The 24,196-nt window shown below is 62.5% G+C and carries 18 protein-coding genes and 2 pseudogenes; 10 read left to right on the forward strand and 10 right to left on the reverse strand.

Annotation, left to right across the window (positions count from 1 at the left end; translation table 11 throughout):
• Positions 1–50 precede the first annotated feature (50 nt).
• The 9 genes from ACZZ0O_RS16150 to ACZZ0O_RS16190 form a co-directional block, all read right to left on the reverse strand.
• Positions 51–2,321, reverse strand: coding sequence for a methyl-accepting chemotaxis protein (locus ACZZ0O_RS16150; RefSeq protein WP_463591267.1), 2,271 nt, complete (start codon positions 2,319–2,321; stop codon positions 51–53).
• A 245-nt stretch (positions 2,322–2,566) separates the two neighbouring features.
• Positions 2,567–4,570 carry a chemotaxis protein CheA gene (locus tag ACZZ0O_RS16155; protein WP_463602846.1) on the reverse strand — a complete coding sequence of 668 codons (2,004 nt, stop codon included), beginning with the start codon at positions 4,568–4,570 and terminating at the stop codon, positions 2,567–2,569.
• 33 nt (positions 4,571–4,603) lie between these two features.
• Entirely contained in the window at positions 4,604–4,969 is a 366-nt protein-coding gene (locus ACZZ0O_RS16160) for a response regulator (RefSeq protein ID WP_002806565.1), read from the reverse strand.
• Positions 4,966–5,274, reverse strand: coding sequence for an STAS domain-containing protein (locus tag ACZZ0O_RS16165; RefSeq protein WP_055846598.1), 309 nt, complete (start codon positions 5,272–5,274; stop codon positions 4,966–4,968). The genes ACZZ0O_RS16160 and ACZZ0O_RS16165 overlap by 4 nt, the downstream gene beginning before the upstream one ends.
• A 97-nt stretch (positions 5,275–5,371) precedes the next feature.
• Complete coding sequence (locus ACZZ0O_RS16170) at positions 5,372–6,676, reverse strand: chemotaxis protein CheW (protein WP_463591268.1); 1,305 nt, start codon at positions 6,674–6,676, stop codon at positions 5,372–5,374.
• Positions 6,673–7,455 (reverse strand): ParA family protein, encoded by a 783-nt coding sequence (locus tag ACZZ0O_RS16175; protein WP_115527716.1) that lies wholly within the window; start codon positions 7,453–7,455, stop codon positions 6,673–6,675. The genes ACZZ0O_RS16170 and ACZZ0O_RS16175 overlap by 4 nt, the downstream gene beginning before the upstream one ends.
• 1 nt (position 7,456) lies before the next feature.
• Entirely contained in the window at positions 7,457–8,431 is a 975-nt protein-coding gene (motD, locus tag ACZZ0O_RS16180) for a flagellar motor protein MotD (protein ID WP_055846606.1), read from the reverse strand.
• Positions 8,432–8,439: 8 nt separating this feature from the next.
• Positions 8,440–9,180: a flagellar motor protein gene (locus ACZZ0O_RS16185; RefSeq protein ID WP_115512904.1), complete on the reverse strand. Its 741-nt coding sequence runs from the start codon at positions 9,178–9,180 to the stop codon at positions 8,440–8,442.
• A gap of 342 nt (positions 9,181–9,522) precedes the next feature.
• The gene (locus ACZZ0O_RS16190; RefSeq protein WP_463591269.1) at positions 9,523–9,855 is read right to left on the reverse strand and encodes a phytanoyl-CoA dioxygenase family protein; all 333 of its coding nucleotides are present in this window, start codon (positions 9,853–9,855) and stop codon (positions 9,523–9,525) included.
• Positions 9,856–9,996: 141 nt separating this feature from the next.
• On the opposite strand from ACZZ0O_RS16190, the gene ACZZ0O_RS16195 reads away from it, so the two are divergent.
• The 3 genes from ACZZ0O_RS16195 (at position 9,997) to ACZZ0O_RS16205 (ending at position 17,720) form a co-directional block, all read left to right on the forward strand.
• Complete coding sequence (locus ACZZ0O_RS16195) at positions 9,997–13,152, forward strand: TonB-dependent receptor (protein WP_463591270.1); 3,156 nt, start codon at positions 9,997–9,999, stop codon at positions 13,150–13,152.
• A 230-nt stretch (positions 13,153–13,382) separates the two neighbouring features.
• Positions 13,383–14,117 carry a hypothetical protein gene (locus ACZZ0O_RS16200; protein WP_463591271.1) on the forward strand — a complete coding sequence of 245 codons (735 nt, stop codon included), beginning with the start codon at positions 13,383–13,385 and terminating at the stop codon, positions 14,115–14,117.
• Positions 14,118–14,303: 186 nt separating this feature from the next.
• Positions 14,304–17,720 carry a hypothetical protein gene (locus ACZZ0O_RS16205; RefSeq protein ID WP_463591272.1) on the forward strand — a complete coding sequence of 1,139 codons (3,417 nt, stop codon included), beginning with the start codon at positions 14,304–14,306 and terminating at the stop codon, positions 17,718–17,720.
• Between the two features lie 243 nt (positions 17,721–17,963).
• On the opposite strand, the pseudogene ACZZ0O_RS16210 reads toward ACZZ0O_RS16205, so the two are convergent.
• Positions 17,964–18,086 (reverse strand): annotated as a pseudogene (locus tag ACZZ0O_RS16210) (hypothetical protein); the annotation flags it as partial.
• Between the two features lie 708 nt (positions 18,087–18,794).
• Here ACZZ0O_RS16210 and ACZZ0O_RS16215 point away from each other — a divergent pair.
• From ACZZ0O_RS16215 to ACZZ0O_RS16245, 7 genes and pseudogenes are all read left to right on the forward strand, one after another.
• A complete protein-coding gene (locus ACZZ0O_RS16215) occupies positions 18,795–19,211 on the forward strand; it encodes a SymE family type I addiction module toxin (RefSeq protein WP_463591273.1) in 417 nt (138 codons plus the stop codon).
• A gap of 86 nt (positions 19,212–19,297) precedes the next feature.
• Complete coding sequence (locus ACZZ0O_RS16220) at positions 19,298–19,927, forward strand: hypothetical protein (RefSeq protein ID WP_463591274.1); 630 nt, start codon at positions 19,298–19,300, stop codon at positions 19,925–19,927.
• Positions 19,928–19,941: 14 nt separating this feature from the next.
• Complete coding sequence (locus tag ACZZ0O_RS16225) at positions 19,942–21,408, forward strand: XVIPCD domain-containing protein (protein ID WP_463591275.1); 1,467 nt, start codon at positions 19,942–19,944, stop codon at positions 21,406–21,408.
• Positions 21,409–21,457: 49 nt separating this feature from the next.
• Positions 21,458–21,676, forward strand: a pseudogene (locus ACZZ0O_RS16230) (SymE family type I addiction module toxin); the annotation flags it as partial.
• An 85-nt stretch (positions 21,677–21,761) separates the two neighbouring features.
• The gene (locus tag ACZZ0O_RS16235; protein ID WP_463591276.1) at positions 21,762–22,379 is read left to right on the forward strand and encodes a hypothetical protein; all 618 of its coding nucleotides are present in this window, start codon (positions 21,762–21,764) and stop codon (positions 22,377–22,379) included.
• Between the two features lie 254 nt (positions 22,380–22,633).
• Complete coding sequence (locus tag ACZZ0O_RS16240; RefSeq protein ID WP_164497836.1) at positions 22,634–23,182, forward strand: hypothetical protein; 549 nt, start codon at positions 22,634–22,636, stop codon at positions 23,180–23,182.
• Positions 23,183–23,286: 104 nt separating this feature from the next.
• Complete coding sequence (locus ACZZ0O_RS16245) at positions 23,287–24,186, forward strand: XVIPCD domain-containing protein (protein ID WP_463592472.1); 900 nt, start codon at positions 23,287–23,289, stop codon at positions 24,184–24,186.
• Positions 24,187–24,196: the final 10 nt, after the last annotated feature.

A 24,196-nucleotide genomic window follows, 5' to 3' on the forward strand; every position in this document is an offset into this window, starting at 1 on the left:
AGGGCTTGGTGGTGTAGGCCGCGTAACCGCAGCCGATGTCGCGCAAGACCTCAGAACTCGTGCCAGCTGGTGTCCCCACCGGAGGCGGCTGCCAGGGTAGGGCGTGCCACGGTTTTCGTTTTGCTCGCCGGTGCGGCGGTGGCGGCAGCGCGCTTGGCCACAGGCGTTTTGAGCGGCTTGCGCGCTGTCGGGGAGGGGCGCGCCGGTGCCATCGTCACCACAGCGGTGGGCTGCAGCTTGAAGATCGCTACGGCGTCGGACAGCTGGCCGGCCTGTTCTTCCATCGACCGTGCGGCAGCGGTGGCTTCTTCCACCAGCGCGGCATTCTGCTGGGTGGCTTCGTCCATCTGCGTCACAGTGAGGTTGACCTGCTCGATGCCGCTGGATTGCTCCTGCGATGCTGCAGAGATCTCGCCCATGATGTCGGTGACGCGCTGCACGCTGGCCACGATGTCGGCCATGGTCTTGCCGGCCTGGTCCACCAGCAGCGAGCCTTCGGCGACCTTGCCGACCGAGTCGTCGATCAAGTGCTTGATCTCTTTTGCGGCACCGGCAGAGCGCTGCGCCAATGTGCGCACTTCGGAAGCAACCACGGCGAAACCACGGCCCTGTTCTCCGGCACGCGCCGCTTCCACTGCCGCGTTCAAGGCCAGGATATTGGTCTGGAAGGCGATGCCGTCGATGACGCTGATGATCTCGGCGATCTTCTTCGACGACACCTCGATGCCGGACATGGTGGTGACCACCTGCGCGACCACATCGCCGCCTTGCGAGGCCACCGTCGCTGCGCCGATGGCAAGCTGATTGGCCTGACGCGCATGCTCGGCGTTCTGCTTGACGGTGGAGGTGAGCTCCTCCATCGAGGCGGCGGTTTCTTCCAGGTTGGCCGCTTGTTGTTCGGTACGCTGCGACAGATCCTGGTTGCCGGCGGCAATCTCGCTGGCCGCGGCATTGATCGACACGGTGGCGTGCTGAATCCGCCCGACGATGCCAGACAACTGCTCGGTGGTGGCATTGGCATCGTCGCGCATCTGCGCGAACACGCCATTGAACTCGCCGTGCATCTGCGCTGTCAGGTCGCCGGCTGCAATCGCCTGCAACACCCCCGACAACGCGCGCAGGTTGGTGTCGGAGGTGGCCATCAAGGTGTTGAGGCTCGCCACCATCGCGTGGAAGTCGTACTGGAAGCGCTGCGCATCGCCGCGCACGCTGAAGTCGCCATTGGCGGCGGCCTGCGCCAGCATCTTGATCTCGCTGTTCATCGCCGACAGGTTGGCCTTGACCGTGTCCATGGTGTCGGTGAGCACGGCCTTTTCGCCGGGCAGCCGTTGCATGTCCTGGCTCAGATCGCCGACGGCATAGCGCGACATGATCTGCGCCAGCTGCATCTTTACCGCGATATGCGAGCCGACCAGCGCGTTGGTATCGCGCACCATGGTGCCGTAGTCGCCAGGAAATGCGTCTGCGTCCATGCGGTAGCTAATCTGGCCGGCGTCGTGGCGTTGCGCCATGTCCGATTGCGCGGCCAGCACGGCCTGCAGCTGGCGCTGCATGCCTTGCATGCTGTGCAGCAACTGACCGGCCTCGTCGCGGCTATCGACCTGGATGGTGTTGTCCAGTTTGCCCTGCGCAATGGCGCCGGCCACGCGGGTGGCGCGACCGAGCGGGCCAGCAATGCTGCGTGCGATGAACCAGCCGGCGAAGGCGGCCAGCAACACCACCAGCGTCATCGCCGCGATCATCACCTGCACCGAGTGCTGGTAGGTCGCTTCGGCTTTTGCGATTTCGCTGGTCATGTGCGCGCTGTTGAACTTGGTCAGCTCAACGAGTTTGGCAAACAGTTCGCGTCGCGCCGGACGTGATTGCTCGTCGGATACGGTATTGGCGGTGGCCAGATCATCTGCGCGTATGGCGGCGCTGAGCGCAGCGTTGGCCTTGTAGTAATCAGCCAGTTTCAGCTTGACCGCGTCGTACAGCTCGGCCTCTTTGCCGGGCGTGGTGGTCTTGGCGTAAGCGCTTTGTGCGACATCGATGTCGGCGCGCGCCTTGTCCATACGCTCGAAATAATTCTGCACTGCCTTCGGGTCGTCGGCATGTGCCAGCTGGGCCAGTTCGTAGGTGCGGAATTCGCCGAGCAGGGCGCGCATTTCGCTCAACTGCTGCACCGCCGGCGCCCAGACATTACCGATGTCGCGCAATAGCTGCGCGCTGGATTGCATGCGCACCAATGCGAACGCGCCAAGGCTTACGGTGATCAGTGCGGTAAACGAAAACGCCACGGCCAACTTGCGCGCGACGGCAAGATTGCGAAACCAGTTCATAGCGGTCATCTCATATTGCAGAGAGCGACTGGCCGCACGGGCGGCCGGCAAGATGCGGGCGCGCGAGATGATGGCTGAGTCGAACGATCCGGACGAAGGGCCAGATTTTCCGTCGGTCGTGTCGGGCCGGACGGGTATTGCTGATGCCGGCAGCCCCCATACTGCCGGCGATCTCTCCAACCCCGATCGCTCATCGATCGCGTTAAGAGCGTTGCGCCGCGGCATCCGTGCCGCGGTATGTTGCCTTACGCTGCCTGCGGCACCTTCAACGAGCGCACCAGTCCGCCGATATCCACGATCAGCGACACACGGCCATCGCCCAGGATGGTGGCGCCAGAGACGCCAGGAATGCGGCGGTAGTTGTTTTCGATGTTCTTGACGACAACCTGTTGCTGGCCGAGCAGTTCGTCCACTTCCAGCGCGATCTTCTGGCCGTCGCCTTCGACCACCACCACCAGCGGTTCCTTCGAGGACTGTTGCCCGCCGAATCCGTAGTAATTGGTGAGCGAGAGAATCGGCAGATACTCGCCACGCACCCGCAGCACCCGGCCTTCGCCTGCCATCGAGCGGACATCTTCGGCGGCCGGCTGCAGCGCTTCGAGCACGTAGGACAGCGGCAGGATCAGCGTTTCGCCGGCCACCGAGACGGTCATGCCGTCCAGAATGGCAAGGGTCAGCGGCAGACGGATCAGCACGCGGGTACCGCTGCCGGCGCTGCTTTCCAGCTGCACTTCGCCACCCAAGCCCTGGATGTTGCGGCGGACCACGTCCATGCCCACGCCACGACCGGAGAGATCGGTGACCGCATCGGCGGTGGAGAAGCCCGGTGCGAAGATCAGGTCCCACACCTGCGAATCGGTCGGGTTGTCCGGCACGGCGATGCCGCGTTCGGCCGCTTTTTCCAGGATCTTGGCGCGATTGAGGCCACGGCCGTCGTCGCTGACTTCGATCACGATGTGGCCACCCTGATGCGAGGCCGCCAAGGTGATCGTGCCGGTTTCGTCCTTGCCGGAGGCGCGGCGCGCATCGGGCATTTCCAGACCATGGTCGATCGAGTTGCGCACCAGATGCACGAGCGGGTCGGCGATCTTTTCGATCAAGCCCTTATCCAGTTCGGTGCTTTCGCCAATGGTGCGTAGACGCACCTGCTTGCCGAGACGGCTGGACAGGTCGCGCACCAGGCGCGGGAAGCGGCGGAATACCGCATCGACGGGCAGCATGCGCACGCCAATGACCGCTTCCTGCAGATCGCGGGTATTGCGCTCGAGCAGATCCAGACCGGCGAACAGCTGTTCGGCATGCGCCGGGTCCAGACCGGTGGAGACCTGCTTGAGCATGGCCTGCGTAATCACCAACTCGCCGACCAGGTTGATCAATGCATCGACCTTGTCGACGCTGACGCGGATGGAGCTTTCGGCTTCTGCGGCGGCGGCCTTGGCCGGCGTCGCAGCAGCAGCGGCAGGCTCAGCGGCTGCAGCAGCGGCCGGTGCAACGGCCGCCACTGGCGCTGCGGTGTCTACCGCCAGGCTCGGCGGCGGGCCGGGTACCGCCATCGGGCGGATGTCCAGCTCGCAATCGTCCACCACCCAGGCGAAGGTGTCTTCGATCTTGCTGCGCGGAATCTTGCCGATCAGGCCCAGATCCCACGCCAGGTAGGCTTCCAGCGGGTCGATGCTTTCAAAGCCCGGCATGCGCTCCAGACGGGCGGCAATCTGCAGCGGGCCAAGATGCTCCAGCTCGCGGATGATGCGCAGCGGATCGTTGCCGCTCATGAACAGCGATGGCGCCGGGGTGAAACCGATATGCCAGGCTTCGGGTTCTTCTTCCTTCGGCTTGGCGACCACCACGGCGGCCGGCGCTTCGCCGGCCAGCACCGCGTTCAAGCGCGTATGCACGGCCTTGACCGCGGCCGGGTCGGCGGGAGTGCCGTGTTCGGCTTCGCGCAGCAGGGCGCGCAGCACATCGACCGAACCGAGCATGGCATCGACCGCATTGGGTTCGAGCTGGCGCTTGTTGGAGCGCAACTCGTCCAGCAGCGTCTCCAGCACGTGGGTCAGGCCGGCGACGGCCTCGAACCCGAAAGTGGCTGCACCACCCTTGATGGAGTGTGCGGCGCGGAACACCGAGTTGATGATTTCCGGGTCGCGGTTGCCCTCTTCAAGGGACAACAGCCCGGCCTCCATCGCGTCGAGCCCTTCACGGCTTTCCTCGAAAAAGGTGGCGTGGAAACGTTGCAGGTCCATGCTCATGGGCGTGAGATCCGATGGTGAAGCGAGTAAGGATTAACCGAGAACTTTCTGCACGGTGGCGATCAGCTGTTCTGGATTGAACGGCTTGACCAGCCAACCGGTGGCACCGGCGGCCTTGCCTTCGGACTTCTTGTCGGCCGCCGATTCGGTGGTGAGCATCAGCATCGGAGTGAACTTGTAGTCCGGCAGCTGGCGCAGCTCGCGAATCAGCGAGATGCCGTCCATGTTGGGCATGTTCACGTCGGTGACCACCGCATTGAAGCGCTGGCCCTTCGCGCGGCCCAGCGCAACGGCGCCGTCTTCGGCTTCTTCGACGGCAAAGCCGGCGGAGGTGAGGGCGAAAGAGACCATCTGGCGCATTGACGCCGAATCGTCCACCACCAAGATACGTGCGCTCATGCGGCGTTCTCCACAGATTTCAGGTTGTCATTGGATGCGGAAAGTCCCAGTGCGTCGGTGACGCCGAGCAGACGTGCCGCATCTCTAAAGGTGTCGTTGCAGCCATCGAATTCGGTGTGCAGACCGGCCTGGCGGCGGGTTTGCACAAAGGCGCAGAGCAACTGCACGCTGGCGGTGTGGATACGGCGGACTTCACCGGCATCAAGCACCAGGTCGCCGCCCTGGGTTAGGAATTCGGCAAGCTTCTGCTTGAGGTCGGCGCTGGTCTCGATGCCGAGATCCTCACCCAATGTCACTGTGCTCATTGTTGCTCCGAACGGCTGGTTCTATGCGTACTAACGGCGGAAGGCGGAAAAGCTTTAACGGTGAATCGGCGACACGCCAGATTGTGCAAGCCCTGCGTTAATGCAGCAGGTGCGTGGCATCGAGCAGGATCATCGGTTGATGGCCCAGGCGGGCGACACCGCGGAACAGGTTGTTGGAAATACGGCACAGGCGTGCGTTGTCCGGCGGCTCGATCTGGTGATCGGTGAGGCTGGTGACGTCTTCCACGGCCGATACACGCAGGCCCATGGTTTCGCCGTTTTCTTCCAGCACCACCACGCGGGTGTGCAGGTCCATGTCTACCGGCGACGAGCCCAGATGGATGCCCAGGTCGATCACCGGCACCACCTGGCCACGCAGATTCATGATGCCGAGCATGGCGCTGGCGGTGCCGCGTAGCGGCAACAGCGGCACCGGCAAGACCACTTCCTGCACCTTGAGCAATTCCAGCGCATACGTTTGTTCGCCGCAGCGCAGGCGTAGCCAGCGGGTGCTGCGTTCGCTGGCGCGGCGCTCGGCATGGATCTTGTCGGCCTGACCAGGCGCAAGCAATGCCTGCAGGCCTTGCGGATACACCGGTGCCGGTGCGGCGCGTGGCGGTGCTGCACGCGGTGCGGGTGCCGGCACGGCGACCGGTGTGGCTTCAAGCCCGAACGCCGGGTCCGCATCCATTTCTGCCAGCAGATCGGCAGTCAGCAGATCTACCGCAGAGGATGCGGTCCCGAAGGCGGGATCGGCGTCCATTTCGGCCATCAGATCGGCCGTGCTCATGAACGGGCTAGGCGCGGCCGTGGCGAATGCCGGGTCGGCATCCATCTCGGCCAGGAAATCGGCAGCGATGTCGGCAGCGATGTCGGCAGCACTCGGTGCGGCGACCACGGGCGGTCCGAACGCCGGGTCGGCATCCATCTCGGCCAGGAAATCGGCGGCGATGTCGGCAGCGCTCGGTGCGGCGACCACGGGCGGCCCGAATGCCGGGTCGGCGTCCATCTCGGCCAGGAAATCGGCGGCGATATCGGCAGCACTCGGTGCGGCGACCACGGGCGGTCCGAACGCCGGGTCGGCATCCATCTCGGCCAGGAAATCGGCGGCGATATCGGCAGCACTCGGTGCGGCGATCACGGGCGCACCGAGTGCCGGGTCCGAGCGCAGGTCGGCCAGCAGATCGGCGGCGATGACTTCCGGCGTTGCGGCAAAGGCAACCGGCGCTTCGGCGACAGCGACGTCGGTCTCTTCGATCGTGGCAAGCGCGGCAGCGGGCGCAGCGGCCAGGGTTGCAGCGGCAGGCGTGCTCGCGACGGCGGCGGGCATCTCCACACCGGCATCGTGCAGCAAGCCTTCCAGATAATCGTCCAGCTCACCGTTGGCGGTGTGGTTGCTCATGCGGCTTGCTCCATACGCATCACGTCATCGGCCAGCACCCATTCCAGCGCGCGGCGATAGGCGGACAGGCCGCGGCCCTGATAATCGGCGCCGGTGGCGGGGACGGTCAGTGCGGCGGCATTGCAAATACGGGTGTCCATCGGAACGGCGTCTTCCCACACCACCGGTCCGTAGGTGGTCTGCATTTCTTTGAGCGTTTCGTTGCCGGCGCGGGTGCGGCGATCGAACAAGGTCGGCAGGATCGACACCGGCAGCTCGCGGCGACGCGAACGCTGCACCATGTCGGCGGTGCGCACCATGCTGGCCAGGCCATGCAATGCGAGCGGCTCGGCCTGGGTCGGCACCACCACGCGGTCGCAGGCGGCCAGCGCGTTGATCATCAGCAGGCCGAGCGTAGGCGGGCAGTCGAGCAGGATGTAATCGTGTTGACCGGCGTGGCGGGTCATTGCGTTCTGCAATGCCAGGCCCAGGCCGGGTTGATTGGCGCTACGGCGCTCCAGCGTGGCCAGTGCGGCTTGCGCGCACACATACGACAGGCCGGGGATGCTGCTTTCGTGCGCCAGGCTGGCCAGATCGCTCGGCGGGGTGCCGAACAGGTCCAGTACCCCGCGCGGCGGCGGGTCGACCGCCACGCCGAACGCGCGGGTGAGCGAGGAGTGCGGGTCGAGGTCGATCAACAACACCCGATGGCCGAGCGCGGCCAAGCCGCGACCCAGCGCCAGCGTCGTGGTGGTCTTGCCTACGCCGCCCTTTTGGTTGGCGATTGCCCAGATACGCATCTCACTGCACTCCTTCAATTACGGCGGGGACGGAACTTGTGCCGCTTTCGGTGGTGACGGCCGTTTGGCCGCCGTCTGACTTGGGAAGCTTTGGCGCCCCGGCGGCGGTCGCGTGCAACTGCGATGGCGGATCGGGTGCGAGTGAGCCAGCTGAGTCAGCGAGGATGATCAACACCACACGCCGGTTCGCATTCCGTCCCGCCTCGGTTGTGTTATCGGCACGTGCGCGGAATTCTCCATAGCCCACCATCGCCAATCGTTGCGGGGCGATGCCGTCGTCGGCAAACAGGTGCACCACGCTGGCCGCACGCGCCGCCGACAGCTCCCAATTGGAGGGGAACTGCAGGGTGGCGATGGGCTGGTTGTCGGTGTAGCCCTCCACGCGCACGCCGTTTGGCGCATCGCGCAGCACCGACGCCAACGTGGACAGCGTTCCGCGGGCGCCGCCGGCCAGGGTGGCCGAGCCGGTACCGAACAGGATGTCGCTGTTGATCTCCACTTCGATCCACAGATCGTTGCGGCGGATGGTGATGAGTTTCTTGTCGATCAGCGGCGACAGCGTCTTGCTCAGCTGTTCGGCAACCGCGTCCATCTGCCGCTGCGCACGCGCCAGCTGCGTCTGATTACGCAACGACACCGGCATGCGCATTTGCGCGGCCATCGACGGCAGCAGGGTGGGGTCGGTGGGGCCGTTGGAGGCGGCCATCGGCGCGCCGGCCTTGATCACCGACGGGCGGTCGTAATCGGCGCCCAGGCTCTGGGTCTTGCCCAGTTGCACCGGGCTGGCGTTGGTGGACGAGCCGCCGAACGCGCTGGTCAGCGCCTGCGCCATGACCTTGTATTTGCCCTCGTTGAGCGAGGAGATGGCGTACATCACCACAAAAAACGCGAGCAGCAAGGTCATCAGGTCGGCGTACGGAATCGCCCACGCTTCGTGGTTGCCATGTTCTTCGTGGTGTTTGCGACGACGGGCCATAGCAAGCTCTAATGCAAGTAGCCTGCCAATTTCGACTCGATGTTGCGCGGGTTCTCGCCCTGAGCGATCGCAATCAGCCCTTCGATCGCCATTTCGCGCTCGTTGGTGCTGCAATGGATCACGCTCTTGAGCTTGGCCGCCACCGGCAGAAACAGCAGATTGGCCGAGGCAATGCCGTAAATGGTGGCGGTAAACGCCGCCGCGATGCCGTGGCCGAGCATGGCCGGGTCGGCCAGATTCTTCATCACCGCCATCAGGCCGAGCACTGCGCCGATGATGCCCAGCGTGGGCGCATAGATGCCCATGCCCTCGAATACCTTGGCCGCGGCAAGATCCTGACGCTCCTGGTTATCGACTTCGATTTCCAGCATATGCCGCATGGATTCGGGTTCCACGCCGTCGACCAGCATCTGCAGGCCCTTGCGCAGGAAGGCATCGCTCTGGCGCGGCAGCTGATCTTCCAGGCCCAGCAGGCCCTGACGACGCGCGATGTTGCTCCATTCCACGATACGCGCCAGCAGCTGCGGGCGATCGCTGGACGGCGGCTGGATCACCCAGCGCAGGATCTTGAACGCGCGCCGGAAAACCGCCGGGGAGGTATGCAGCAGGATCGCCGCCACGGTGCCCACGATCACGATGAGGAAGGCAGCCGGCGACCACAGCGACGAAATGCCGGCGCCTTTCAACACGCTGCCGCCCACGATCGCCACGATCGCCAGCACCAGTCCGATAATGCTCAGTCTGTCCATGGAAGCGGTATCGGCCCAGGCGCGGCGGACTTGATAGATGTGGCTGGTTGGCGCGCCAGAAACTTGTCGTTCTGGGGTATGGGTCTTCGAATTGCCAACTGCGCTGAGAGCGGTAGCGCGGCCGGGGACCGGTTCCTCGGTCGTAAAAGGTCTCGATGAACTCGGTGGCGCCTCAGGTCAGCCCTTGCGTTACCGCGGCGGACATGGAAGACACGACCGACGAGGCACTCAAGCCCCTCTCCTGCGGGAGAGGGGTTGGGGTGAGGGTACGTCCAGGCGCGGACTGTCGATTGTAGGCTTCGGTGAGGGCGCCAGCGCGGCCGGGAATCGTCTCTTCCAGCTTCACAGACATCCTGTGTGAGTCGCCGTCGCGGCACATCTGTGCGATGGCGACGGCAGCCAGGCGGCGTGGGGTGGCCAGGTCCTGGAGTATGCCAACACGCATGTCGAGCCTGCTTTTTTGCTGAGCTCGGTTGCAGTGATGAGGAGCGTGCAGGCGCTTCGGTAAACCGCTTGCGCCTGGTTTCGGGCGAGGGCGTGTTGCGGGTCGCGATGAAGCTGCTGCGGCAAGCAGGCTGTGCCGTGCCGTGCTGCATGCAAGCGTGGCGAGCCCGACCGCGCATCGTGGCGCTTGTATTGCTGCGGCCTGCTGCGAGGCAGAATGCGCTGGCGCATGGGCTGTGATACTTAGCTTTCCGTTGCATTAGAACGATCTAATCGCATCCGCGCAGAAGGGGAGAGAAGAGGAGGGAAACCGGGTCGCCGCAACGGCGCCGGATATTTTTGCGTCACTGGCGCGGTGTTCTTGTCCGATCGTTGGATCGATACAAAGCCGCCGAAGCCGATCACTACTGGGAGAACATGATCGAAATGAACTGCATGCCATTTGCACGCAACCGCAGCACGCTGTCCGCCGGTATCGCCATCGCCTTGTTCGCGAGCGCCGCCTCCGCCACCGTCTCCGCCCAGCAGGCCGACGGCACGCCGGCGCCCACAGGCCAGGCCGAGGTGCAGGCCACGGAGCTGGACGCTGTGACGGTGACCGGCTACCGCTACGCGATCGAAAAAAGCCTGGAGCAGAAGCGCAACGCCAACGCCGTGGTCGATGTGATCACCGCCGAGGACGTGGGCAAGTTCCCCGACAAGAACGTGGCCGATGCGCTGCAGCGCGTGCCCGGCGTGGTCATTAGCCGCGACGGCGGCGAAGGCAAGAACGTCAGCGTGCGCGGTCTGTCCTCGGAGCTGGTGCTGACCGAATTGAACGGCAACTACATCGCCACCGCCGAGTCCAACGGCGACCCGACGCGCTCGTTCAACTACACGCTGCTGCCGTCGAACCTGCTGGGCAGCGCGGAGTTGTACAAGACCCCGGAAGCACGCATCGACGAAGGCGGCATCGGCGGCACGGTGATCCTGCAGACGCGGCGCCCGCTGGAACTGGAAGCACATTCCGGCTTCGTCTCCGCCGAGGGCACCTGGTCCGATACCAGCAAGAAGACCGACGGCCAGTTCTCCGGTTCGTACTCGTGGCACGACAAGGACAACCGCTTCGGTGTCTTCGTTGGCTACACGCAGCAGAAGCGCACCGCACGCACGCTCAATGCCAGTACCGAGAGCTGGCAGTGGTACGGACGCGACGAAGTCGGCCCGGCGGTCGACGTAAACGGAAATCCGTCGGACTTCAATGCCAACTGGTGGGGCGGCACCGGTTTCTGGAACCAGAACGGCAATTACTCCACCGGTTTCATGATGCCGACGGCGGTCAGCCTGGATGCCAAACGCGAGGAGCGCGAGCGCAAGGGTGGGCAGCTGACCTTGCAGTTCAAGCCAACCGACGACCTGACCCTGACCGCGAACTACTTCCGCTTCGACCTGTCGCAGAACTCGCAGACCAACACCATCAAGATCCCCGAGTGGAACATTGCCCGCTTTAACGGCGACGGCAACTGGCGCGGTGGCCGTCTGCTCGACGGGCTGCAGTTCGATCCCAGCGGCACGATTGTCACTGGCGCCGCCTACAGCCTGCGTCCGGGCAAGACCTATTACTGCAGCGAGGCGCAGGCTGCCGCGGCCGGCCTGCCTCCGGGCGGCTGGGGCTCGGACGACTGCACGGTGCCGACGCCGCAGATCACCGGCAGCTACAACATCGAGAAATCGCAGTCGCAGACGGTGGACCTGGGCGGCGAATGGCGTGGCGAGCAGGTGGACGTGTCGTTCAAGGCTGGCCGCACCTGGGCCAAGGGCGGGCCGGAGCTGCAGTTCTCCCTGCCAATCAAGCCGCGCCTGCAGAACGCCGACGGCAGCTGGACCAACGGCAACTTCGCCAGCGCCTGGGACCTGACTGGCACACCGAGCATGACCTTCTCGCCGGAGCTGATGCAGAACCTGCGCAACGGCATCCTGCAGGTCGACCTGGGCTCGACCGGCTCGTCCTGGACCCGCAATACCAATCAGCAGCAGTACGCGCAGATCGATACCACCTGGCATTTCGACGGCGAGGTCTTCGACTCGCTGCAGTTCGGCCTCAAGCGTCGCGACGGCGGCATTCACCGCAGTACCGGCAACAACTACTGGGTGTGCCCGGGCACCGATCCGGGCGACTACGACAACCGCTACTGGAACGGGCGCTGCAATGCCATCGCCACGCAGTTCTCGCCGGGCCTACTGTTCGCGCAGGACAACCTGGCCGGTGGCGTCAACGCCAGCGCGTTCCCGGCGATCAACTTCCCGGGCTACATCGGCTACTTGAACCAAACCTACGGCGCGATGCAGACCCGCAGCGAAGACAACTTCGTCTACAACGTCGACGAAGAGATCTATTCCACCTACCTGCAGCTCAACTTCCACACCGAGCGGCTGCGTGGCAACGTCGGCGTGCGGGTAGCGCGCACCGGCCAGCGTGCCGATTCCACCGACAAGGTGACCGCCTACAACGACTATTTCTTCGACGGCGCCGACGGCAGTCCGCTGGCCTGCCAGCAGGGCGCTGCCATGCCCAGCGGCGCCCCGGCCGACACCTATTGCGGGACCGAAGGCTACTGGCGTTTGTCCGACAGCGTGCAGCGCACCGAGTCGTTCGTAATCAGCGGGCTGGATCGCAACTACACCGACGTGCTGCCGAGTTTCAACCTGGCCTACGACCTGACCGAGAACCTGCTGCTGCGCGCGGCAGCCGCGAAGGTGATTGCGCGTCCCAGCTACAACGACATCGCCGCGCCTGGCAGCCTGGAGTTCTACAGCCCCGAGTACGTGGCCGACCGGCGCCTGACCGGCGGTGCCAGCGAGCAGGGCTGGTACGGCTCGGGCAGCAACAAGAACCTGGAGCCGTACAAGGCCAACCAGTTCGACCTGGGGCTGGAATGGTATTTCCACCCGGGTTCGGTGGCGGGTGTGGGGCTGTTCCGCAAGAACGTGGAGAACTTCGCGGTCGACGTGATCAGCGACGTCAACATGATGGTCGACGGGCAACCGGTCACCGTGCAGAACTACAGCACCCAGGCCGGCGGCCAGGACGCGGTCTCGCAAGGTGTGGAGCTCTACGCGCAGCACACGCTGCCGTTTGGCCTCGGCGTGCAGGTCAACTACACCTACAACGATGCCAGCAAGGCGGCGGTGCGGCTGGAAGACGGCACCGAAGCCGGCAAGACGTCCATGCCGGGCAGCGCCAGGAACCAGACCAACCTCACCGTGTTCTACGAAGCCGATAGCCTGCTGCTGCGCGCCTCGTACAACCGTCGCGGCGAGCTGGTGCAAGGCCTGGTCAACGGGTTGAACGTCTTTGAGGAGCCGTACTACCAGATCGATGTGAACGCGGCGTACAACATCACCCCGGCGCTCAGCCTCACCGCCTCGGTGCTGAACCTCACCAAGCAGGAGTCGCGCTCGCACCTGGGCGAGGACACCCAAGCCCGCTTCTATAGCGGCGGATACGCAGGCCGGCTGGCTTACCTGGGGCTGACCTACAAGTTCTAGATCCCAGCGTGTCGCGCCCATGCTGCCGCGTGGCGGTATGGGCGCGACGGTAAAGAAGTGGACCTGGAACTGTTATTTGAACTGTTATTTGAACTGTTATTTGAACTGTTATTTGCGGTTATTTGCGAGGCTACCCCAAGGCTCTAGTATTGAGATAGGTCCCTGCAAGCTCGACCCGCAAGGCGCAAAGATTTGACGGCGCGCCTACTACTTCGAGGTTTATTTTCGTCATGGCTTTGGATCGCTCCGCAATTCTCAGGACGTTCTTCGATCTCCCCAACGAATACAGTGACGATCCGGAGAGGGCTGATTTCCTAGCTGGCTTCACGGGTCGCGGCAAGGTCGACTGGCCCACGCTTCTCGAGTCCGATCGGGTCCTCATCGTGTCCGAAGCAGGGATGGGCAAGACCTACGAGTGCCAGCAGATGCAAGAGCAGCTTTGGGGTGAGGGTCGCCCCGCTTTCTTCGCCGAACTTGCCGCTCTTGGCGATGCTTCGATCGAGGAAGGCTTTGACCCGGACGAGCGGGTGCGCTTCGATGCCTGGAAATCTGCGCATACCGAGCGCGCAATCTTCTTCCTCGACTCGATCGACGAAGCGAAGCTTTCACCGAGATTGTTCGAGCGCGCCGTGCGCTCCATCGCGCGCTCGTTGCACGGCCATCTCGACCGCGCGTCGATCGTCATCACCACGCGCCCGATCGCCATTGACCGGCAGATCATCGAGAAGCATCTACCGCTGTCCTCGCCCGAGACCGTGGAGGATTCCGAGACCGAGTTCGCTAACTTTGCAATGCGCGTCGAGACGCGAAAGCGCGAGGAGCAGAGGCCCATTCGGTGGCGCGAGGTCGCCCTCTCGCCGCTGCGAAGGCAAGAGATGCACGCCTTGGCGCAAGAAGCCAAGGTTAAAGATGTCGACGCGCTTTTTGCGGCGATTGAGGTCCGCAACGCGCATGACTTCGCGTGAAGGCCACTCGATTTCCTAGCCCTCTGTGGCGACTGGAAGGAGCACGGCCGCATCCAGCGCCATCGCGATCAGATCCACTCCGCAATAGACATCAGGCTTAGGAAGAACCCCAAGCATGCCGAACGCCTAGACCTGAGTAGCGCGCGTGCGCGGGAGGCTGCCGCCCGGCTCGCGTTCGCTATGCTGATGAGGGGGCGGTTCGCGCTCTGGTTTGGCGATGATGCTGACCGGGCGTCTGGCGATGGATCCATCGATCCGTCTAAGGTGCTGGGAGACTTCACTTGGGACGAGATTGACACCCTGTTGCAGCGCGCACTGTTCGGCTTTGCCAACTACGGCCGCGTGCGCTTTTACCACCGATCAGTAATTGAGTTCCTCGCAGCGGAGCACATCAAGGGCTTCGTCGACCGGGGCATGTCGCATGCCGCGCTAGGGGGACTGCTGTTTGCAACGCTGCCGGACGGAGAGCGCCTGGTGCGCCCGGCGATGCGATCTGTCGTGGCGTGGCTCGCCGCCGACAATGAGTATGTGCGCAATGAGGCGTTGAAGCATGAGCCAGCGCTCCTGCTTCACTACGGCGATCCTGAGTCGCTCGACCTTCCGCTGCGACAGGCCGCACTGGCCGCCTATGTTGTCCAGCAGGGCAAGGGAACATGGCGCGGGCAGGCCGTCTCGAAGGTACAGGTCGAGCGCTTCGCCTCGAAGGACCTGACTGCGGACATCGCCCGCCTCTGGTCGAACTGCATCGAAAATCCTGAGGTCAAGGAGACGCTGCTCGGCCTGGTTGGCGCCGGGTGCATGACAGACAACGCCGACATTGCCCACGCAGTCGCGATCAACCCGAAGGAACACCCCCCCACCCGTGTCAATGCGCTGATGGCCCTAGCGCGCCTGTCAGACCCGCGCCTCCCATTGCTTCTGGACGAAATGGCTACGCCCGACAAAAGGTGGACGATGCCACTCCGCCGGCGCGCTATCTTGGAGTTCTTCCCGCGGACGATGACCGTTCGGCAGCTGGTAAACGTTCTGAACGTCCTTCCAGCCGAGAAGAAGTCCGTCTATGGGCAGGCCACACATCTGGCCAATGTCGCCGAGCAACCAGATCTTCCCCAGGATCAAGTCGATCTTCTCGATCAAGAGCTGTCCAACTTGGTCGCTTCCGGGGTCCACTGGCATGAGGAGCATTACCGGCTTCGCACGAGCCGGAAAAATTTGGTCCCGGCCCTTCTCGCCAGTAGCGTGCGGCGCCTTCGGGAGGGCCGCACTGACGCCACGCTTATGCGCGACATTGCGATGTCGCTTCTCCTCGCACGCGGGGACTACGACTCGGACGAGGATGCCAAGGCGCTCCACGCAGCCCTTCGCGACGCATCCCCAGAGGTGCGCGCAGGCGTCTACTGGGCGCAGGATGCCATGGCCCACAAGCACCACCCCAAGGGCGACCGAAATGCGCAAGCACGCCTGATCCGCGTCCATAGCGACGGCGGGCTCCGGCTCGATCCTGTCAAGGATGAGACGTGGGTGCTGTCAGCAATCTCTGACCCAGCGCGCAGCGCGGAAGAGCAGGCACTTGCATTCGAAACGGCAAAGTCCTTCACGCATGGCAAGCCTGATCCGGAAGCCTGGGCGCGCGAGTTGAAATCAGCCGCCAATGGCAATGCGGAACTTGAAGCAGAGGCGGACTTTTTCGCCAAGCGCATCTCTGAGCCGCGGGAAGAGCCAGCCTGGATGAAACGGGATGCGAAGCGCCGAGAAGCCAACCGCCGCAAGCATGCGCGCGGACTGTCGGACTGGCGCCTGCGCTTTCGTGAGATTGCGGAACGCCCCGACGACGTATTCGCTCCCGCGCGCGTCGAGAGGACGATCTGGGAGATCTGGCGCGCAACGGATACCGACCGAGGCGCCAGCGACCATGCGGGTTGGAACCGCGGCTATCTCGAACGGATGTTCGGTAAGGAGATCGCCGATCGCTTCCGGGCGGCGTTCGCGGCCAGCTGGCGGACCAGGACGCCAACGGTTCGTTCAGAGCGCTCGAAAGACGAGAAGAGCACTTATCTCGTTATCTGGCGCATGGGCCTTGCAGGCATTTACGCCGAAGCGGAAGACCCACTCTGGGCGGACAAGCTCACCGCGGACGAAGCGAAGCTAGCCTGTCGATATGCGCTGATCGAACTGAACCGCTTGCCGCGTTGGGTGGAGCAGTTGGCAGTGCGGCACCCGAAGGCGGTTGATGACATCATCGGCAGCGAGCTGGACGACGCTCTGCGGAGCGGCGATGATCTGCACGGGATGCTCCTGAAATATGTCCAGCGTGGTGCTCCCGTGGTGGCGAGACTACTCCTGCCCCGCGTCCAAGCCTGGGTCCACAACTCTATGGTGGCAGGCCCACTCTCCGGGCCTGACCAGAAAACGATAGAGCATGCGGCCTCCTATTTGTTCGAGTTCGGCACGGCCAGCGATACAGCGATGCTCGAAGCCGCTGCGCTGGCGGCAATCGAGAATGGAGCCAGCGAGCCTACGCTTGGCCTCTGGCTCCCCATCCTTGCCCGCATCAATCACAGAGCGCTAGCCGATGCCTTGGAGCGCCTCGGCAAGTCCGTGGAGCCCGCCAAGAAGTCAGAGATTGTCCGGTGGATTGGCGCGCTCTTTGGCCATCACGCCGCGATCGACATCGCTAAACTCAGCGGGCAGCCCGAACTTCTCCTACGATTTGTTCGCCTTGCCAATCGCCATGTGCGTAGCGAGCACGACGACGCCCGACAGGGCATGCGAGAGAGTGGTTTTCGCGACGATGCTGAGTATGCGCGCAGCATGCTCTCCAACTCGTTCATGGATGCTCCAGGCACCGAAGCCTGGAAATTGAAGCTCAGCCTGGCCGATGATCCCGATGTGGCGCACTACCGCGACCGGTTGATTGCGATTAGACGTGAGAAGCTCGCGCAGGAGCTGGATGCAGTGCCGATGACTGAGCGGGAAGTGATTGCGTTTGAGGAGAACTTCGAGGTCGCGCCCCGAAGCAGAGCACAGATGGCTCAGATCCTTGCGTCGAGACTTGATGATGTCGATGACCTGCTTCGCCAGGATGAGTCGCCGCGTGAACTCTGGGAGAAGATCACTGAGGAGAAGCTGCTACGACGCGAACTTGCATCGCAGTTCCGTCAGCGGTCGTTGAACTCCTACACCACCACTCAGGAGTCGGCTACGGCCGAAGAGAAAGAGACGGATATCCGACTGATCTCCACCGCGCCTGGAAATTTGCAGGCTTCGATTGAATTGAAGATCGGCGAGAACGGCTACACATACAAGGATCTGAGCGACGCGCTGCGATTCCAGTTGGTCGGGCAATACATGGCGCCGGAGTATCGACGTGTAGGAGTCCTCTGGATCTCCTGGCGCGGCGAGAAGACTTGGGAGGATTCGGACACCGGCTTGAAGATAACCTTCGACGAGGTGATCAGTCGCCTCAACACCGAAGCTGAAGTCTTGTTAGCAAGTTTGGGGGCCGATGCGTTTCTGGTGGCTCGCGGCCTTTATCTCGGCGGCGTGAAGCTCGGTGTCAAAAAGAAACGCGCACGCAAGTCCACAACGAGGAAGCCGGTGTGAATCCGGGCTTCGATCTATTCTAGCTAACCAAACGTGCTTCTTGCCGCTTGGTCCTCAAATAATGTTTCCAGGTTCAGTTCCACGGCACCCTGACCGTCGCCAAGCCATCGCGCCCATGCCTGCGCGCGTAGCGATATAGATCAGCAGCGATGCTGGTAGTGAAACGACAACGGCCGCAGTACGCGGCCGTTGTCGTTAGATCAGGCAACCAGGATCGTCTTGACGATTCCCGATTCCCGAAAATCAATGATCGCTGGAGCGCAAGCCATCCACATCCAGGATCAGCGCCATGCGGCTGTCGCCGATCAAGGTGGCGCCGGCATAGCCGGGCAGGCCGCGCAGGGCGTGGGGTAGGGGTTTGATCACGAAAGAAGTGAATCTGGAACCGTTATTTGAATACATAGGCATGCAGCTTGCAGCCCGTGGCCTGTAGGGCCTCGGGCCGTGATGGGGTCAGGTGCACTTATCAGGCGACGGCATTCGGCTTGCGTGGCCGGTATGGAACTGCGCCAGCGACACACACAGCCGCGCGAGACCCGCCAGCGTGTATTGACACGCCAGACCGTGCACTTGCAATCTAGGCCCAAGGAGCGTCGAAACTCCTCACACAGCGGTACCCACCTCCGTCAAACCGGTGGGTTTTTTGTGCCTGCATCCTGCAGGCACAAGCCGACGCAATGCCTGCGTCGGGAGGGCGGCTAATACAACACCCGCAAGGGGAATACGCCCGCCGGCTGTGTGCGGTTTCGAACCTCCCGACATCCCGTCGCCGTTGGCGACGGTTCTTGGGTTGTTCCAGGAGGGCGTTGCCATGTCTACCGCACCATCCATGCCGGCACCTGTACCGGTTGATCTGTTGCCAGCTTCCGCTCACCGCCTGCGGTGGGATGTGGGTGAGGTGCTGTGCCGGCTCGTCGCACGCGCAGCTGTTGAGCAGGCGAGCGACGATCCCGCGCATTCGCTGAGTCGACAGCTCGTTGTGTTGCCGCGCACCTCGCGTGGCCAGTTCGCACGCAGTACCGTGGCGTTGCAGCAGCGTGTCGCCGCATCCACCAACCACCACCCGGAGGCGCCATGACGCCCCGTCGCCCACCCACCGCATCTGCCAGTGCACGGCCCACCCGCAAACGTGCACGTCCTACGCCGCCTAAGCGGGTGCAGTGGGTTGTTGTGGAACCCGACCGCACCACGCTGCCACCGATGCTGCCGCCCGACCCGGACGCCTCCCCGCAAGGCCCCGGCACGCTGGGCGCTCCCCGCCGCGCCCGCCGCCCGCGCCAATGCACCGTTAGCTACACCCATTACCCCGGCGCCCACAATCACGGCGGCGACCAGCACGTACCCCATGTGCGCCTCAGTGGCCTATGGCTGGAACAACTGGGCTTTGCCATCGGCACCAAGCTGCGCATCACCGCCAGCGCGGGGCAGCTGTTGATGGAGGTGTTGCCGCCAGTGGAGGTGCCCGCCAAGGCGCAAAGCGTGCGGCGATGATGGTGCGGTTGCCAGACCCCTTGCGATTGACCTCAGTGCCGCATGCCACTAGCGTCGCAGCCACACCAGCGCACAACGGACGCTTCATGATCGCGCGCCCCCTTTACGCCTTGCTCGCCACCCTAGCTTTGGGCGCATGCGCCCACACCTCGGCCACCCCAGCCCCGGCAACCGTCACGGAGACATCTGCCATGAGTTCCTCAGCCGATCACGTACCTGCAGATCCTTCCAAAAGTGGACCGCGTTCCGCGAAGGAAGCATTGGAACGGGTGCTGGAGCTGATCCGCACAAGCGCCAGCATTGAGTCGTTCACTGCCGATCATGTGTCTCGAGCAATGGGCCAGCCGGTGCAGTATCGCGATGATGGTTCCGGGCGGTTCGGGGCTAGCGGAGTGCTAACCCGAGACTGGAACTACGGGTTTGGTGTCAACAAAACCGAAGTGAAGGGGGCATGGTTCGAGTTCCTGTTCCTGCCTAACCCGCCAGAAGCGTCTCCCTCTATGTCGGATATCTGCCAGATCGACTTCGAGACGTATGCGGCACACCTAGAGGAAATGGGGTTTTCGCGGAAGCGCAACTTTGTCGAGGATGGACGATGGATGAGTGAGATCTTCCAGCGCCCAGGGATGCGCGTAGAGCTCTTTCCGCGTGGTGAAGCTGACGCACCCCCAGAGCGCGCCACTCATCAGTGCGTCGAATGGGTCCAAATTCGCTAGTCCAAGGAGCGGACATGTTGAGCCAAGAAGCAAGTGCCGTGGTGGCATCATTTAGTCAGCAACCAGGTGTCACGCGTGAGCACCTGGACAACTTCAATCGGGTTCTGAACGATTCGCCCGAGTTGACCCGCCAGATCAACGAGGCGGTGCAGAAAAGGGTGTTGAAAGGCTTCGCACCGTTAAACGACCCGCATGCAGGAGGCATCTATGATCCACGCGATCAGGAAATTCATTTGCCGCTCGCAGCGCTGGCGAATGATGCCAACGGCAAGCATGCCGCGGCAGGCGACTTGACCTTTGTCTTGGGACACGAAATTCAGCATAGCCTTTACAGCCCTACTGCCGCACTTGCGCGGGAGCAATTCAAGACAGAAGCCATAAAAATTGCCCGTAGCACACACGATCACACTGCTGCTGGTGAAAAAGTGCTGGCTAGTAACCGTACGGACGAATCAACGGCCGAGATAGCCGGATGGAACGCTATCGTGAGCGCGGTCAAGACTCGTAACCCTAATCCCACGCTTGAAGATGTTTACCTATTTGCGGATGGTCGGGCGAGAGATTTCGTCACGCGCAGCGGCTATCCAAGCGTCTATACACCCAAGCCAAACCTGACGTTCAATAGCGACCTAACGTTATTGCCCACGGCAAGTAACGTCGAGGCGATGGGGGTGAACTACTTCGACAAGTCGGTCAAAGATACGCGTATCGGTCATGCGGGCCAGTCCGACTACGTCAACCATTACGGTCCGTGGGTGGTCGGCACAGCCGCCATCTACGAGCGTCACTACAACAAGTCAAAGCCCGGCGAGCCAGAGCAGCCGATGATCCTGAACATGCAGCGTCTGGGATTCAATGAAGAAATCCTGGAACGCAACGGCATCGATCTAGGCAGTGACACCCGTCCCATGCCGTACCTCGACAGTAGTAAGCAGCCGCCAACACCTGGGCTCTTCCAGCACAGCAAGGACAATCATCTGCACGTCTCGCCGATTTCTGCCCAGGCGCTGGAGCAGGAGTTGCGCGAGCGCGACCCGCAATCGCCACCTTCCCCGGCCCAGATGCCTTCACAGCCAGGCCACCCAGACCACGCGCTGTACCAGCAGATCAAAGGTGGTGTGATGCAGCTCGACGCCCAGCACGGCAAAGGGTGGGATGTGTCGAGCCAACGCATGACGGCCAGCCTGCTTGCGCTGGCAAAAGAGGAAGGGCTGTCGCGGGTGGACCATGTCGTGCTCAACAATCCGACACCTCAATTAGCTGGCGGCGAGAAGGTCTTCATTGTCCAGGGTGCACTCAATGACCCGGCACACCAGCGTGCCCATATGCCAACCTTGGATGCCGTGCAGACACCAGAGGCCCAGTCATTCGATCGCCTGCAGGCAATCAACCAGACTCAGGCCCAGGCGCGCGAACAGCAGCGGGCGCTGGAGCAATCGCAACAAGCCGTTACCCAGGCCGGTCCGTCGATGACGCGTTGAGGTTCAACAAAACAGAATGAAGCCTGGGTGCTCATATGCCACTCGCTACGCACGCCAATGCACCGTCAGCTACACCCATTACCCCGGCGCCCACAATCACGGCGGCGACCAGCACGTACCCCACGTCCGCCTCAGCGGCCTATGGCTGGAACAACTGGGCTTTGCCATCGGCACCAAGCTGTGCATCACCGCCAGCGCGGGGCAGCTGTTGATGGAGGTGTTGCCGCCAGTGGAGGTGCCGGCCAAGGCGCGCAGCGTGCGGCGATGATGGTGCGGGTGACAGAGACCTGCGATTGACCTCAGTGCCGCATGCTACTAGCGTCGCAGCGACATCAGCGCACAACGGACGCTTCATGATCGCGCGCCCCCTCTACGCCTTGCTCGCCACCCTTGCTCTGGGAGCTTGCGCCCACACGGCGGCCGGCGCAGCTCCGGCAACCGTCACGGAGACATCCGCCTTGAGCTCGTCCAGCCCTGCCACTGTGCCGCCTGACAAGCCCACTGCGGAGGGTTTGCTTGGCCACCTGCTTGCGTTGATCAAAGGCAGCCAGACCATTTCCGACTTCACTCCCGAGCGTTTGAAGTCAGCAATGGGGCAGGTCGTTCAATTCGTAAAAGACGATGAACCCCTATACCGTGCTTTTGGCCGGCTCACCAAAGAGTGGAGCTACGGCTTTGGTGTTGATGAAGCCAAACTCGATGGACGCTGGTTTGAATTCCGTTTTGATCGCAATGTGGCCGGTGCATCGCCTTCAATGACCGAGATCTGTCGTCTGGACTTCGACCGCTTCACCCAGCAGCTTGAGCTAATGGGATTTGCGCGCGAGCGCAATATCGTCGAGGACGGCCGCTGGATGAGTGATTTCTTCACGCGCCCAGGGATGCGTATAGAGGTTTTTCCACGAGGCGAGGCTGTGGAGCCGCAAGATTTGGTGGCGCACAAATGCGTCGAATGGGTCTATATCCGATAAGCCGAGGGAGCGGACATGTCACTCAGTCCTGGAGTTGTCAGGCCTCATAAAGCAATGCGTGCATAGGGCATTGGAGGTAGTTGAGAGGCGTGCATGACACGATGAGATTGAAAAACTGTCAAAATTCCCCCTGCAGCACCAACACCCATTGGAGAAAGGCCGTGCCCCTTGCAAACGATCGAATGCGCTTTGCACTCACGGCATTGATTACCTGCCTGATCGCAGGCTGCAGCCTGCAACCGCCGCCTGCAAACGTGCCTATCGCAAAGGAGCAGATAGAGATGAGAACGGTCGTCCCGTTGGTACGGAGTTTGACCCCACATGATCGTGGGCCTACAGAGCTGGAATTCGATGTGCCCGCACTGCCCGACGACGCGACTCCGCCCGTTTTCATCGGTGTGCGGATCACCGGTGTCGATCCAACTGCCGTCTCCCAAAGTGCTGACAGGCTGATTAGCGCTGGTGTTTCGGCCGAGCTCCACTTGGAGCGTATTGAACCATCCGGTCCGGTCGCCGTGGAATTGCAGCGTAGTCAGCGTGTGGGAGTAGGTCAGCAGGCGTCCATTCCCTTGTCAGCTGATGGTATGGCGCCTGGTCTGTTCGCTTTTGATGCGGACGGTACGACGCTGCAGGACGCCGGTTTGTCTACTGAGCAGACCGCGTCCAGGGAGTTGGCGTTCGGCTATAGCAATGCTGTCCAGCCAGGCCGTTATCGGCTCAAACTGCGCTTTGATCAGAACGCCGAGGCGCTGGTTGCGGCTAATGCGCAACTTCTTGTCGCTTACACCTACAAAGGAAAGTGAGGGGAATGAGCATGGATGATCATGAAAAGCGCTATGCAGTCACTGTCTACGTCGCTGCCGCAGGTACGCCGTTGATGGCCGGAGGCACATCCTTTGGTGGTCATATGTACTACTCGATTGACGACGGAGCGACTGTCAAAAGTTATGGGTTCTCGCCTATCAAGCATGGCGAGGCTAGCGGGCCAGGAAAAGTTTCGTTCAATGACGTCGACACCTATCAAAAACCTTATTACTCACGCACGATGGAGATCGATAAGGCACAGTATGAAAAGCTGGAGGCCTTCGGCGCGGCCCCTGCTAAGCACGGATTCAATATGGAATATCACGGCGCTAAAAACAGTTGCATCGACTTCACATGGGATGCGCTCAATCATGCTGGACTGCACCGGAAGACAAAAGATGGAGTTGATAAAGGATTTGAGGGGGATATCAGACCCGTAGAAAACGTAGATGATATCAAGAGCATTCCTGCTCCTATGCCTAAAAGTGAGTTGAATAAGGAGCACAACAATCCGAAGCCTAAGCAGGAACTTTGGCAGAAGGTGATTGGCGAGGCGCGGTCGCCCGGTGAGCAGGTATCTCCGCTACAGGAAGCAGCGCAGGTTGCGAGACTTCCAACAGATCCGCTGTATCGCCAAGCAGAAGAGGCCGTTCGCCGCCTTGAGCAGGGTCTCGGTCGGGAGTACGACGACAACAGCGCCCGGCTGGCAGCAAGCAGCGCACATCTAGCCAAAGAAAACGGACTGTCGCGGATCGATCATGTCGTGCTGAGCGAGAACACCAAGTCCGTGCAGCAGGGCGAGAATGTTTTCGTTGTCGAAGGCGCGTTGAACGACCCCGCTCACAAGATGGCGCATATGAAGACGAGTGATGCGATTGCGCAGCCCGTCGAGCAATCCTTGGCGCAATTGCAGGCCTTGGGCGAAACGCAGCGCCAACAGCAATCCCAGCAGCAGGAGCAACAGAGAGAGCAGTCGATTGCGCCTCAACACCGGATGGTGTGAGGGCTAGTGA

This window comes from Xanthomonas sp. AC360 (genome assembly GCF_979258225.1).

Coding starts and splice junctions, on each gene's coding strand:
- ACZZ0O_RS16150 (WP_463591267.1), bottom strand. CDS start 2,321: ATGAACTGGTTTCGCAATCTTGCCGTCGCGCGCAAGTTGGCCGTGGCG.
- ACZZ0O_RS16155 (WP_463602846.1), bottom strand. CDS start 4,570: ATGAGCATGGACCTGCAACGTTTCCACGCCACCTTTTTCGAGGAAAGC.
- ACZZ0O_RS16160 (WP_002806565.1), bottom strand. CDS start 4,969: ATGAGCGCACGTATCTTGGTGGTGGACGATTCGGCGTCAATGCGCCAG.
- ACZZ0O_RS16165 (WP_055846598.1), bottom strand. CDS start 5,274: ATGAGCACAGTGACATTGGGTGAGGATCTCGGCATCGAGACCAGCGCC.
- ACZZ0O_RS16170 (WP_463591268.1), bottom strand. CDS start 6,676: ATGAGCAACCACACCGCCAACGGTGAGCTGGACGATTATCTGGAAGGC.
- ACZZ0O_RS16175 (WP_115527716.1), bottom strand. CDS start 7,455: ATGCGTATCTGGGCAATCGCCAACCAAAAGGGCGGCGTAGGCAAGACC.
- motD (WP_055846606.1), bottom strand. CDS start 8,431: ATGGCCCGTCGTCGCAAACACCACGAAGAACATGGCAACCACGAAGCG.
- ACZZ0O_RS16185 (WP_115512904.1), bottom strand. CDS start 9,180: ATGGACAGACTGAGCATTATCGGACTGGTGCTGGCGATCGTGGCGATC.
- ACZZ0O_RS16190 (WP_463591269.1), bottom strand. CDS start 9,855: ATGCGCCAGCGCATTCTGCCTCGCAGCAGGCCGCAGCAATACAAGCGC.
- ACZZ0O_RS16200 (WP_463591271.1), top strand. CDS start 13,383: ATGGCTTTGGATCGCTCCGCAATTCTCAGGACGTTCTTCGATCTCCCC.
- ACZZ0O_RS16205 (WP_463591272.1), top strand. CDS start 14,304: ATGAGGGGGCGGTTCGCGCTCTGGTTTGGCGATGATGCTGACCGGGCG.
- ACZZ0O_RS16215 (WP_463591273.1), top strand. CDS start 18,795: ATGACGCCCCGTCGCCCACCCACCGCATCTGCCAGTGCACGGCCCACC.
- ACZZ0O_RS16220 (WP_463591274.1), top strand. CDS start 19,298: ATGATCGCGCGCCCCCTTTACGCCTTGCTCGCCACCCTAGCTTTGGGC.
- ACZZ0O_RS16225 (WP_463591275.1), top strand. CDS start 19,942: ATGTTGAGCCAAGAAGCAAGTGCCGTGGTGGCATCATTTAGTCAGCAA.
- ACZZ0O_RS16235 (WP_463591276.1), top strand. CDS start 21,762: ATGATCGCGCGCCCCCTCTACGCCTTGCTCGCCACCCTTGCTCTGGGA.
- ACZZ0O_RS16245 (WP_463592472.1), top strand. CDS start 23,287: ATGTACTACTCGATTGACGACGGAGCGACTGTCAAAAGTTATGGGTTC.